Below are 12,581 nucleotides of genomic sequence, written 5' to 3'. Positions count from 1 at the left end.
TCGTTGTTAGACTTTGGCACTTCAGTTCCCGTTTTGCTGAGTCCGGACTGATTGCCAGGTTTGAGGTTTAGCAGAAAGGCCCGCGTATGGGCGGGCCCTTCCGTGAGGTGAGGCACAAACGGACCAGGCTAGTTTGTGCGGCCGGTTACGATGCACCAGGTGGCGGGTCCGTTGATACCGATTTGACCGGACCAGCCCTGCATCTGAGTCAATGCACCCGAGTTCGGGTCCAGAACCTTGCCCGTGACCGTTGAGTCGCCTGCGTTTGCCGTGTAAACGTACTGGTTCGAAGGATCTTCCAAGATGCATTGAGGCGAAGCGCCAGTGCCAGACGGTGAGCTGACGCCTGTTTGCTCAACGAGGAAGGGAGAACCGGAATCCTCGCTGAGCTGGCTGGAGGTTGGGTCGATAACGTAGGCAACGATGCCGGCCCCGTCGTTGATATTGGCGCCCTGCTGGTTGGCTACATAGAGATACTTGGCCTTGGATTCCACCATCAGGTAAACGGGGTTGGTCTCGCTGGCGTCGTCTGCCACCGCGCCGCCGACCAGCGACTGGAGAGCGCCGTTGGTGCCGACTGTGTATGGAAGAATCTGTCCGGGCACGCCGTTGGCGAGAACTTCGTTGTCCAGAACGTAGACTTTGCTGCCGGCAAAAACAATCGCAGTGCCCTGGCCAACCGGGTTACCCAGGCCGTTGGTGATGTATTGAACCGTGCTCTGGCTCTCCGACAACTGACCGTTGGTGGAGTTGTAGGTGTAGGGGTAAACCGTCTGTCCGAGCGTGGGAGTGGTGACAACAGAGGTGGGACTTGGGCTGGGCGCGCCGGCCAGCGTCATCACATAGCCCGAAGCCATGGTGAAGTCGATCGGATTCGCCGGAACAGGGAAGTAGGTGACCTGGCTGCCGCTTGAAGAGGTCAGCTGCGCATTGGTGACCAGCGAAAGGCGTCCCGTGGTCGAGTTGATCGAGAAGATGGTGATATCGCCGCAGGTCGGGGTTCCCAGTTGCGACACGCAGTACGGATTCGGATTGAGAGCGCTGCTGGGAGCGGCCGGATTGGTGCCGGGCGCGTTCTGGTCGAGTGCCAGCAGAAAGGCTCCGGTCGAATCCGAGATAAGACGGACGGGATTGAATCCCTGGGTGTAGAAGGTGTTTTGAGGAGTCAGGATTCCGTTGCCGCCGACAGCGAATTCGGTGATGTTCGGGCTTCCGCATGGGTCGGTCGCTGTGCAGACCGAACCACCACTCGAATTTGTGCCGCGATTCAGGACATAGACGAAGTTTCCGCCACTCAGGAGGACGGCGCGAACGGGATTGGCTCCGCCGCTGGCGACCGGCAGGCCATCCAAGGCAGTCAATTTGCCATTATTGTTATTGATTTTGAAGCCGCTGATGATTCCTGCGCTGGAGGGTTGGGCTGTGCTCGTACCCGTTACATACAGATAGCCAACTGTAAAACTACGAACGCAAGAGCTAAGGCTGAATACGATGGCCGAGCTAAGGGCAGCGGTCAGCACTGTCTTGCCGAATTTCCTGAACGTCATGCGATTCCTTCGTCCTGATCCAGCCCAAGCTTTTCCGCCCGTACCGTCAGGTTTCATGTTCCGCAGCAGAGCTGGGTGGGTATGGGGTCCCTCGCTGCATTGTAGAAGGTGCGGGGCCATTGTGCATAGTTGCGGGGTGATACGAAAGCCCTGAAAACGGTCACCCCATGGAGTTACTTGTGCTTTGGACGTTTCAGAGAAAAATCCGGTATCGCGAAAATCGGCAGGCGTTTGAAGTCGTGTTGGAATGCGGCTCAGGTCTCGATTTCGAGACCTGAGCGAGACTTGTTTGAAATCAGGACGGACAACTCCGCATCAACGAACGCAGCGTCCGGGAAGGCTTACCAGACGCGGCAGGAATGTTCAGGATACATGGGCTGGCCTTTCTTGCAGCCGAAGGCTTTGCCGAATTCTTCGAAGTTCTGAACGGAGCCGTTGGTTCGCCATTGGCCGGGCGAGTGCGGGTCGGTGAGGGCCGATTGGCGGGCTGACTGGTCGGTCTGATTCTGGCACCAGACCTGCGCGAAGCCGAGGAAGTAGCGTTGCGCCTCCGTGTATCCGTCGATCTTGTCGTCGATGCTCTTGCCCTCCGAGGCCAGCGTGTCGAGCAGCGCCATATAGGCAATGCGCAGGCCACCGTTGTCTGCGGTGTTTTCGCCGAGGGTGAGCTTGCCGTTGAGCTTTTGCGCGGGCAGGCCATCGTGTGCGGGCGAGGCATCGAAGCCGCTGTACTCAGTGGCTTCGCAGTCTGTGCGTTCGGTAAAGGCCTTGCGGTCTTCGGCGGTCTGCCACTCGCGCAGATTGCCATGGCCGTCGTATTTGCTGCCCTGGTCGTCGAAGCCGTGCGTCATCTCATGACCGATAACGACGCCGATGCCGCCGAAGTTCACCGCCGGATCGATGGTGAAGTCGAAGAAGGGCGGCTGCAGAATACCGGCAGGGAAGTTGATGTCGTTCATCGAAGGAGAGTAGTAGGCGTTGACCGTCGGCGGCGTCATGCCCCACTCCTTTTCATCGACGGGCTTGCCCAGCTTGGCCAGACGGTAATTGCGGTTGAAGACCGCCTCTCGCCGCAGGTTGCCAAGCAGGTCGTTGCGCTCAACCTCCAGAGCGGAGTAGTCGCGCCATTTTTCCGGATAGCCGATCTTGTTTCGGATGAGGCTGAGCTTTTCCTCGGCTGCCTTCTTGGTTTCGTCGCCCATCCAGGGCAGAGTCTTGATGTCGTCGCCCAGCGACTTCTCGAGAGCTGCGACGAGCTTGTCCATGCTGGCCTTGGCCGCGGGAGGAAAGTTTTCCTTGACCCAATCCTGGCCGACCGCTTCGCCGAGAGCCTGGTCGGTCATCGCAGTGCACTGCTTCCAGCGCGGAGTCGGCTCCTTTTGTCCGGCAAGCGTCTTGCCGAAGAAGTCGAAATTCTCGTCGAAGAAGGCTTTGGGAAGATTGGCAGCCGCTACGTGCAGGACCTGCCAGCGGAAGTAAGCCCGCCAGGCATCCGCAGGCTCGGTTTCGATAAGCTGGTTGACGGTTTTGAAGAATTCAGGCGTAGCGACATTGAGCGTATCGAATTTGCCGATGCTGATCGACTTCCAATACACCGGCCAATCGAAGCTGGGCGACAGTTCTTCCAGTTTTGCGATGGTGTAGATGTGATAACGATTCTCGGGCTGCCGCATCTCGGTTCTGCTGGTCGAGCCTTTGGCGAGAGCTGTTTCGATGCGCAGCACAGCGGCGGCTTCCGCGGCGGCCTTCTCGGGCGAATCGCCAGCCAGGGTGAACATCTTCTTCAGATGGGCCACATACTGTTCGCGGATCGTGACAAAGCGTTGGTCGTCCTTGATGTAGTAATCGCGGTCGGGAAGCGAGAGCCCGCCCTGCGAGGCTTGCGCGATCTGCTTGCTGGAGTCCTTCTCGTCCTGGGCTACTCCGAACTGGAAAAGCGGAGCAGGACTGCCGGCGGCGAGCAGTTCTCCCATCAGCGCCGCAAGCTCTTTGGCGTTCGAGAAGGCGGCGACCTTGTCCAGAGCGGGCGTCAACGGCGCAAGACCCTTTGTTTCCACAAGGTCGGTATTCATGCACGCGGCAAAGTAATCGCCAAACTTCTTCTCCAAGGGAGTCTTGGGAGATTTGGCGGCGTTGTCGAGTTCTTGCCAGAGCAGATAGCGGTTGCGCTCCTGAAGCAGAGAAAAGGAACGCGCCCAGCGTATCTGGTCCGAGGGCACCGGGTTGTTCTTGACCCAGTTGCCGCAGGCGTATTGGTAGAAGTCGGTGCAGGGATCGGCCGTTTTGTCGATGGCGCTGAGGTCCAGGCTCTTCACAGACTGAGGCGGCGTTGGAGCCGAGTTATCTGCGGGAGCAAAGCTCAAATCGGTCAGGCTGATCTGGGCGTGGACGGAGGCAGGCGAAAGACACAATGCTGCGAGCAAGGCTGAGGCAGGCAGAACGAAAACGTGGCGGGAGCGGGAGACGCACGAAGGTTTCATCGGATTCCTCAGAGGTGGGAGCAGCCGAATCGGGCAGGGCCGTCCGCGTTAGATATGGCAGCCGATCTGGCAGGAACTGCTCCATAGAAAATTAACACGGAGCAGACACGTAGTCGCTCGTGTTGTTTTTCTATGAGCCGATACGCTCAAAACCGCTGATGAAGATTCTCTAGAAAACCTTGACGTGGATCGTCAGATAGGTTTTCGGGTCCTTGCGGATAGCTGTGATCAACTGGCCAGTATCGTTCAGCGTCTTGTCCAGATTGTCATAGAGCGAACGATTCTGCGCCAGTTGACCCAAGGTGCCTTTGCCCTCTTGCATTCCCTGCAGGACGCCGTTGAGGTGCGTAAGCGTCTCCTCAACCTTATTGGCCAGCGCCGGGTCCTTCGCCAGTTTGCCCAGAGAGCCTTTGCCGGAGTTGATGTTGGCAAGCAGTTCGTTCGCATTGGCGATGGCGGAGTTGAGGTTCTTGTAAAGAGCTTCGTCTTTCAGCAGCTTGCCCGCCGAGCCCTCGCCGTTGTCGAGGCGGGTCGTGATGTTATCCAGCTTGGCGACGGTGGAGTCGAGACGATTATAGAGATCGTCGTCGTTGATGAGCTTGCCGACAGTGCCTTTTCCACTGGAGATATTTGCCGAAAGAATCTGCAATTGATCGATTGTGCGAGAGATCTTCTTGGCCACTTCCGGATCGTTCAGCAGCATCCCGGCGGTTCCCTTTCCGGAATTGAGCGTGTCGAGCAGGACGCCGACCTTGGCGACTACTTTATTGATGGATTGAATTGAATCCTGGCTGGTCCGAATCACGTCCTGAATACCGGGAATGGGGTTGGTGCTCAGGGTTGCGTTGTCTTTGGGCTCAGGACCCGTGGCGTGCACGGAGGAGATGTCGATGAACGCATCGCCCAGCACCCCGGCCTGATTGATCGCTACCGTGGAGTCGGTATGCAGCGACGGCAGGTAAGTCGTTCCAACCCGGCAGACCACTTCGACGGCATCCGGGTCATGGTGGGGAACGATGCGCACGCCGACCACATTGCCAATGGTGACGCCGTCCAGGGTCACGGGAGCCCCCACCTTGAGCCCATTGGCGTTTTCAAAGTACGCCCGCAGGTTGAGCTTGCGCGTAAAGAGCCCGCCGGTCGAACGAGAGAGGATGAATATGATGGCGGTGAGGGCGGCCAGCGCGAAAAGGGTCAGAATACCCACCTTCAGCTGCGACCAACGGAGTTCTTTCTGGCTCGGCATCGCTATCGTTCCTCAATTGAGTGAGAATACCAGACCTGCACCGGAAGTCCGCATACCTAAAATACTTATGTTCTTCAACAAGTTCGCCGCCCGGAGCAAGAACCCGAAGCAAGAACCCAGAGCAAAAACCAGAACAAAAATTAGATCTGTGAAGACATCATGAATTGAAGAGATCGGCAGGCCGCGCCGATGAGCCTTCCAGCGCGACGCTAGCCATCGCAAGTGCGTCGGAATGGGTCAGGGAGAGAACCGCGTTGGTGACTCCCAGGCGGGCTGCGATTTGGGCGGCGCGGCCATGAAATTCGAGGCCCGGACGGCCGCTCGGCTCGCGGGTCACTTCAATCTCCAGCCAGTTCACGCCATAGTTGATGCCGGTGCCGAGGGCTTTGGCGGCGGCTTCCTTGGCTGCGAAGCGCGCGGCAAAACTCTCTGCATGATTGCGTTTGCGCAGGCAATAGGCCTTTTCGCGGGTCGTAAATATGCGATCCAGAAATCGGCTGCCGAAGCGATCGATCGACTTCTGAATCCGGTGTATGTCAGTGAGGTCAATTCCCGTGCCGACAAGCATCTTGCCTGGAGGCTAACACAATCGTGACTTGTTCCAAAACGGGCCATCAACGTCGCAACCCAGTACAGAGGGTCAAGACTCGCGGGAGTGATCCGATAAACGCAGGGATGAATCCGATACGTCTACCCAAAGCCGGACCAAAACCGAATTCGCCCTGGGCTATGATGATGCGGGCCAGGACGATGGAAGAACCGGCGCGGCTGATCCAGACCCTCACCGGAGCCATTCTCGGCTGCGGAGGCTGGGTGCTCAGCCGTGGGGCGGATGACTCAGGCACGATCAATATTCTCTTCGAATTTGAACGGCAACACTGCGTCGAGATGTACACCATTCTCATCGCCGTGGGGTTAGAACTCAGCCATCTGGCGCATTTGCGCTTTACCGAGCTTTGCCAGTGCACCCGCAGCCACTTTGAAGACTGCGGCGAAGAGATCATCAGCGTAGACCTTGAGATTCAGAGCAATTCAGTTGAAGCGAACGCGGCAAGGCGCGGCGCTTCCGAAGCGGCCTAGGCGTGTCATCGGGTCCAGACCCGGCTGGGGGCCGGATCGGGGCTGCAACACGATACGCCCGAACCGCTTGTAGGTAAGTTTGGCTTGTAGGTCAGTTTGAAGGGTACGGGCTTCGGCCCGTACATAAAGTCCAAACAATCGACGCGGGCTTTAGCCCCCGAGGGCTAGCTTTCTCCAAACAGACCCGCGATGCGCTTAGCCTGCTTCCATCAACCCGTAACGACGCTGCCATGCGTTGCGCAGGTGATCCCAGACCCGTTTACGTTCCGCTTCCGTGATGGAGTCTTCAGGAGCCGAGGCAAACCGCGAAGCCTCCTGCTTGGCCAGTTCTAGCAAATCGCGATCCCGAACGAGATTCGCCACGCGAAACCCGGGCAATCCAGCCTGGCGTGTTCCAAAAAACTCGCCCGGCCCGCGCATAGCCAGATCGAGTTCGGCCAGTTCAAAGCCATTCTGCGTTCGCACCATCGCAGCCAGCCGTTCCTCGGCCTGTTCCGAGACTCGCTTTCCCGTCATGAGAATGCAGTAGCTTTTAGCCGCTCCACGGCCTACACGCCCGCGCAACTGATGTAACTGCGCCAGACCGAATCGCTCGGCGTGGTCGACAACCATCACGGTTGCATTCGGCACGTCGACCCCGACCTCGATCACCGTGGTAGCAACCAAAACATCAATCTCGCCGCGCTGGAATCGGCGCATCACGACATCCTTTTCATCCGCGTCGAGGCGGCCATGCAGCAGACCGACGCGCAGGTCGCGTAGCGCGCCGCCGCGAAGCTGGTCATACATCTCCGTGGCGGAACGCAGATCCTGCTTCGCCGCTGCCGGCTCCTCGGCTCCGGGAAATAGGAGGGCCTTTTTACCTTTCGCCGATTTGCGCGCCTTTTTCGCCGGGAGCGGCGTGGATGCAACTTCAGCATCGGCATCGGCGGCGGCAAAATCCAACTCTGGCTGATCGTCCTTCGCGCCCTCAATGATGGGGTAGACGATATACGCCTGTCGCTGCTGCGCAACCTGCTTGCGCACAAACTCCCAGACATCCTCCTGACGCTCTCCGGCCACGCGACGCGTGACAATGGGCGTCCGGCCCGGCGGCAGCTCGTCCAGCACGCTGGCGTCGAGGTCTCCATATAAGGTCAGCGCCAGAGTGCGCGGAATCGGTGTAGCCGTCATAACCAGCACATCCGGCTCCGCCTCATTCGGCTTCTTCATCAGCCGGAAGCGCTGCAGAACACCGAACCTGTGCTGTTCATCGACAACGACGAGGCCGAGGCGGGCAAACTCGACCTTCTCTTCGATAAGCGCGTGCGTGCCGATCACCAGTTGCGCTTCGCCGCGATAGATCTGCCCCCGCACTTGCCGCTTGCGATCCTGGTCGAGCGAGCCAGTCAGCAGCACGACTTTATAGTCCTTCGAGGAGCGGCTGAGCAGCTTTCTCGCGGCCAGATAATGCTGCGTGGCCAGGATTTCCGTGGGAGCCATCATCGCCGCCTGATAGCCGTTTTCGATTGCCACGAGCATCGCCTGCAATGCCACAATCGTCTTGCCCGAGCCGACATCGCCCTGCAGCAGACGCCGCATCGGATGCGGCTCGCGCATGTCGGCGACAATCTCACCCAGCGCCCGTTTCTGCGCCGCTGTGGGATGAAAAGGAAGCACCTCGCGAATGGCTCCTCGGACCTGATCGGTGGTGGCAAAGGCGACTCCGGGCTGCTTGTGGCCTTTGCGGCGCTTGAGTTCAAGGCCCAGTTCGAGGTAGAACAGTTCCTCAAAGATGAGCCGCCGCTGCGCCGGGGTACGCGCTTCCATCAGGGCCGTCTGTGTGGTGCCGTCGGGCGGGAAATGCGCGTGGGCGAGCGCCGTTCCGCGGTCGGGCAGGCCCAGCCGGTCGAGTATGGCATGGGGCAGGCATTCAGGAACCGCGCCGCGAATACTCTCCAGCAGGCGGAAGATGACCTTCCGCTGCCAGCGCGAAGCCAGAATGCTGCCGCCGAGCGACTCATAAACCGGCGTAATGCGGCCCACTTCGAGCAGCCGAGTCTCTTCGTCCTCGCCCGCGCCGGGCAGCAGCTCAAACTGCGGCTGAATCATCTTCATATTTCGCGTGGAGCGCGAAGGCTCGACCTTGCCGAAGAGAGCGATGGTCTGCCCGGCGTGAAAGCGCCCTTGCAGATAGGTTCCGTTGAACCACATGCACTTCATCGCCAGATTGCCCTGGCCCACGGTCATCTCGAAGATCGGCATCCGCTTGGTCCGGAGCAGCGCCGTGCCGCGAATCTCGGCAATCACCGAGGCCATCTCGCCGGGCTTCAGTTCGTCCAGGCTGCGCGGATGCTGGCGGTCCTCGTAGCGGAAGGGCAGGTGATAGAGCAGGTCTTCCGCGACCAGAATGCCCTTTTCTTCAAGCGTCTTAGCCACGCGCGGGCCAACGCCGCGCACGTAGGTTATGGGAGTATCGAGTTTGGACGGAGGAGCTGACACTCTCTGGATGCTACAGGCCGTCGGCTGGGTCGTGCCAATCCCCGCATAGCTGACCCGTTTGGAACGCCGCAAAGCGCCATCCGTTGATTATGATGGATGCAAACTCAAGGAGAGCGATCATGTCCCCCAGCAATGAGAGCACCAGCGCGCGTTTTGGCACGAAGCAGCCTGCGGATGGCACCGAATTCGTAATCTCTCGCATCTTCGACGCGCCACGCGAACTGGTCTTCCGCATGTGGACCGAGGCGGAACACCTGAAGCACTGGTTTGGGCCGAGCGGCTTTAAGATTCCGGTCAGCTACCTGAATCTGGTTCCAGGCGGGGCCTTTCACTACTGCATGAGGGCGCCCGGTGGCTCCGAGATGTGGGGCAAGTGGGTCTTTAAGGAGATCGAGACGCCGCAATGGCTCGTTCTGATCAACACCTTTTCCAATAAGCATGGCAACATCACCCGCCATCCTTACGTTCCCGATTGGCCGCTGGAGCTGCTCACCACCATTACCTTCGCCGAGCAGGATGGTAAGACGCTGGTTAAGATCGTGTGGCTGCCGATCAATCCCACTCCACGCGAGCAGAGGGTCTTCGATACCATGCACGACGAAATGGCCGAGGGCTGGAACGGAACATTCGACCAACTCGCCGCCTACCTGACCACCCTTTCGAATTAGCAAAGAAATGGGCAGCTAGCCAGCCCGCATTCGACTTGCTACACTTTGCCCATTCCATTGCACACCATTCGAAGGGGGTTCCGCTTGCGCATTCGCCCGTCCCTATCTCTGATTTTGAGCCTGACTGTTCTGAGCCTTGTTGTTTTGGGCCTGACATCGGCTGCTTTCGCACAGTCGTCCAGTGCCCCCGCCGGGCGGACGCTCATTCGCGCCGGTCATCTGCTCGATGTTCACACCGGCAAGCTGCTGGACTCGCAGACGATCATTGTCACCGGCGACCGGATTACCGCAATTTCGTCGACAGCCTCCACCCCGGCCAGCACCGGCGACACGGTCATCGACCTCGGTTCGCTCACGGTTTTGCCTGGACTGATCGACGTGCATACCCACATCACCGGAAACCCTGACTTTGATCCATACAGAGAACTCACCGGGACCGACGCCAAGGACGCCATCAATGGAGTGGTCAATGCGCGTACCACGCTGATGGCGGGCTTCACCACCATTCGCAACGTAGGCGCAAGCGGATATGTGGACGTGGACCTGCGCGACGCCATCAATGCAGGCCAGGTGCCGGGACCGCATATGCAGGTCAGCGGGCCTCCGCTGGGCATTACCGGCGGCCATTGCGACGAAAACCTGCTGCCGATCCGCTATCACCTCACCGGAGACGGAGTCGCCGACGGCATCGCCGCCGTACAGCAAAAAGTGCGCCAGAACATCAAGTACGGTGTCGATGTCATCAAGATCTGCGCCACCGGCGGCGTGCTCTCCAAGGGCGACAGCCTGCAAGCCTCGCAGTACACGCTGGAGGAGATGAAGGCCATCGCGGCGGACGCGCATCGTCTCGGCCTCAAAGTCGCCGCCCATGCCCACGGCGCACAGGGCATTCTCTGGGCTTCCGAGGCCGGGATTGATTCCATCGAGCACGGCAGCTTCATCGACGCAGCAGGCATCGCCGAAATGAAGAAGGACGGCACGTATCTCGTGCCTACCCTCTATCTCGAAGACTGGATGATGGAATCCGGCCATCTGCCAGTCTTCTACCAGCAGAAGATGAAGGACGCCATCGCCGTAGCCAAGCCAAACATCCGCCGCGCCTACGAAGCAGGAGTGAAGATCGCGCTCGGCACCGATGCCGCCGTCTATCCCCATGGACTCAATGCGCATGAGGTAGAAGTCTACGTGCGCGACCTGGGAATGACTCCACTCGCGGCGATCCAGTCCGCAACATTGAACGGCGCGGATCTGATGGGCTGGACAGACCGCGCCGGTTCGCTTGACGCAGGAAAGTGGGCCGACATTATCGCGGTGGATGGCAACCCGCTAGCGGATGTGAAGCTATTGCAGGATGTGAAATTCGTGATGAAAGCCGGCGTAGTTTACAAGGGGACCGGAGCGAAGTAGTTTCAATCCGTGGTCGAAAACACGAGGAGCTATCCAAAACGGATAGCTCCCCGCGTTTCGTGACTATAAGTTGTAGTTACTTCGCGTAACTCCGCACCCACTCCAGAATGCTGCGCACGCCGAAGCCGCTCGGGCCTTTCGCAATATACGGCTTGGTGTCCTCGTACCAGGCCATGCCTGCGATATCCAGGTGAATCCACGGCGTCTCATCCGCGAAGACATGCAGGAACTCAGCCGCGGTAATCGCCCCACCCCAGCGTCCACCGGTGTTCTTGATGTCGGCGATATCGGACTTGATCTGTTCCATGTACTCATCGCCCAGCGGCAGCCGCCACACCTTTTCGCCGGAGATCTCCAGCGCCGCGTGAAACTTCCCGTAAGTCTCCTCGTCATTGGAGAAGCCACCGGCATTGACCGGCCCGAGAGCGACCACGCAGGCCCCGGTCAGCGTCGCCGCGTCGATCAGGTGCGTGCAGCCAAGCTGGCGAGCATACGTGAGTCCATCGGCCAGAACGAGCCGACCCTCGGCATCGGTATTGATAATCTCGATCGTGTGTCCCGGCTCGCCGTCTTTGAAGGGCATCGCGGTCTGTACATCGCCCGGCTTCTGCGCCTTGCCGTCGGGCATGTTTTCCGCCGAGCAGACGACGCTGATCACCTTGACCGCTGGCTTGAGCCGTCCGATAGCGGCCATCGCGCCCAGCATCGCCGCCGAACCGGCCATATCATACTTCATCAGTTCCATCTTGTCCGCAGGCTTGATCGAGATACCACCCGTATCGAAGGTGATACCCTTGCCTACCAGCCCAAGCACCGGCCCGGAGTAGGTTTTGGCATCGTAGCCCTCGGGCTCATAAGTCAGCACAATCAGCGCAGGAGGCTCCTCCGAACCTTGAGAAACGCTCCAGAAAGCCCCCATCTTCAGCTCGTGCAGCTTTTCGGTCGAGTAGACCTCGGCCTTCAATCCATTGGCCGCCGCCATGGCCGCCGCGCGCTGTCCGAGAATAGTGGGCGTCAGCTTGTTGCCCGGCTCATTGACCAGTTCGCGGGCAAAATTCTGACTTTCAGCGATGATCCTGCCTTCGGCGAAGCCCCGTTCTACATCATCCGCAGGATGGCCTGCATGGGCCGCGACGGTGAATGTGGAAACGCTCTGGTCCTTACGGTCGGAACGGTAGGTATCCGGATCGTAGTCGGCCAGCAGCGCTCCTTCGACGGTAGCTCGCGCGCAGGGCCCCGGCGCCAGCTCCGCAGCTTCGGGCAGAACAAAGGTCACATCGCGAATGCCGCGCGGCTTGACGAAACGGATCGCCGTTCCGGCGGCGCTGCGTACCGAATGCGCGTTCGCCTTACCCAGCTTGCCGACGCCGACAAGGAGCAGGCGTTTTGCCGCGAGGCCCGCAGGCGCGTGAATCAGCAGCGTCTCGTTCGCGCCGCCCTTGAATTCGCCCGATGCCAGCACCGCTGCCGCCGCGGCCTTGACGCCGGCGTCGCCGGTGAGCAGCGCCAGATCGGGCTTGGCATCAGGTCCCTTTGCGGTTTGTGCGTCGCCGGCCACAACAGCCAGCACTTCAGTCTCAATTGCAGCCGGATTCGTAAAAACCAGATGTGTCTTCATAACCAACATTATTCCACTGCCGGACGAGGGATGAGGATGATCGAGATCAAGGTT

At 59.4% G+C, this 12,581-nt stretch carries 9 protein-coding genes; 3 read left to right on the top strand and 6 right to left on the bottom strand.

Features of this window, described 5'->3' with window-relative positions:
• Positions 1-128: 128 nt before the first annotated feature.
• The 4 genes from OHL23_RS15390 to acpS all read right to left on the bottom strand — a co-directional run bounded on the left by OHL23_RS15390 (position 129) and on the right by acpS (position 5,841).
• The gene (locus OHL23_RS15390; protein ID WP_263352795.1) at positions 129-1,547 is read right to left on the bottom strand and encodes a lactonase family protein; all 1,419 of its coding nucleotides are present in this window, start codon (positions 1,545-1,547) and stop codon (positions 129-131) included.
• Positions 1,548-1,888: 341 nt separating this feature from the next.
• A complete protein-coding gene (locus OHL23_RS15385; RefSeq protein WP_263352794.1) occupies positions 1,889-4,027 on the bottom strand; it encodes a M13 family metallopeptidase in 2,139 nt (712 codons plus the stop codon).
• A 169-nt stretch (positions 4,028-4,196) separates the two neighbouring features.
• A complete protein-coding gene (locus tag OHL23_RS15380) occupies positions 4,197-5,273 on the bottom strand; it encodes an MlaD family protein (RefSeq protein ID WP_263352793.1) in 1,077 nt (358 codons plus the stop codon).
• A gap of 157 nt (positions 5,274-5,430) precedes the next feature.
• Positions 5,431-5,841, bottom strand: coding sequence for a holo-ACP synthase (gene acpS, locus OHL23_RS15375; protein ID WP_263352792.1), 411 nt, complete (start codon positions 5,839-5,841; stop codon positions 5,431-5,433).
• A gap of 107 nt (positions 5,842-5,948) precedes the next feature.
• On the opposite strand from acpS, the gene OHL23_RS15370 reads away from it, so the two are divergent.
• Complete coding sequence (locus OHL23_RS15370) at positions 5,949-6,353, top strand: hypothetical protein (RefSeq protein ID WP_263352791.1); 405 nt, start codon at positions 5,949-5,951, stop codon at positions 6,351-6,353.
• Positions 6,354-6,548: 195 nt separating this feature from the next.
• Here OHL23_RS15370 and recG read toward each other — a convergent pair whose 3' ends face one another.
• On the bottom strand, positions 6,549-8,834 hold the full coding sequence (gene recG, locus OHL23_RS15365) for an ATP-dependent DNA helicase RecG (RefSeq protein ID WP_263353250.1): 2,286 nt from the start codon (positions 8,832-8,834) through the stop codon (positions 6,549-6,551).
• Positions 8,835-8,953: 119 nt separating this feature from the next.
• On the opposite strand from recG, the gene OHL23_RS15360 reads away from it, so the two are divergent.
• Positions 8,954-9,502, top strand: a complete 549-nt coding sequence (locus tag OHL23_RS15360) for an SRPBCC family protein (protein WP_263352790.1) — start codon at positions 8,954-8,956, stop codon at positions 9,500-9,502.
• Positions 9,503-9,586: 84 nt separating this feature from the next.
• Positions 9,587-10,909 carry an amidohydrolase family protein gene (locus OHL23_RS15355; RefSeq protein WP_263352789.1) on the top strand — a complete coding sequence of 441 codons (1,323 nt, stop codon included), beginning with the start codon at positions 9,587-9,589 and terminating at the stop codon, positions 10,907-10,909.
• 76 nt (positions 10,910-10,985) lie between these two features.
• Here OHL23_RS15355 and OHL23_RS15350 read toward each other — a convergent pair whose 3' ends face one another.
• Positions 10,986-12,527 (bottom strand): leucyl aminopeptidase, encoded by a 1,542-nt coding sequence (locus OHL23_RS15350; protein ID WP_263352788.1) that lies wholly within the window; start codon positions 12,525-12,527, stop codon positions 10,986-10,988.
• Positions 12,528-12,581 lie beyond the last annotated feature (54 nt).

Source organism: Acidicapsa acidisoli, from assembly GCF_025685625.1.
GTDB classification, from domain to species: domain Bacteria; phylum Acidobacteriota; class Terriglobia; order Terriglobales; family Acidobacteriaceae; genus Acidicapsa; species Acidicapsa acidisoli.
Note: the sequence above shows the minus strand (reverse complement) of the source record. Positions and strands in the feature narration are given on the sequence as shown.

Coding starts and splice junctions, on each gene's coding strand:
- OHL23_RS15390 (WP_263352795.1), bottom strand. CDS start 1,547: ATGACGTTCAGGAAATTCGGCAAGACAGTGCTGACCGCTGCCCTTAGC.
- OHL23_RS15385 (WP_263352794.1), bottom strand. CDS start 4,027: ATGAAACCTTCGTGCGTCTCCCGCTCCCGCCACGTTTTCGTTCTGCCT.
- OHL23_RS15380 (WP_263352793.1), bottom strand. CDS start 5,273: ATGCCGAGCCAGAAAGAACTCCGTTGGTCGCAGCTGAAGGTGGGTATT.
- acpS (WP_263352792.1), bottom strand. CDS start 5,841: ATGCTTGTCGGCACGGGAATTGACCTCACTGACATACACCGGATTCAG.
- OHL23_RS15370 (WP_263352791.1), top strand. CDS start 5,949: ATGAATCCGATACGTCTACCCAAAGCCGGACCAAAACCGAATTCGCCC.
- OHL23_RS15360 (WP_263352790.1), top strand. CDS start 8,954: ATGTCCCCCAGCAATGAGAGCACCAGCGCGCGTTTTGGCACGAAGCAG.
- OHL23_RS15350 (WP_263352788.1), bottom strand. CDS start 12,527: ATGAAGACACATCTGGTTTTTACGAATCCGGCTGCAATTGAGACTGAA.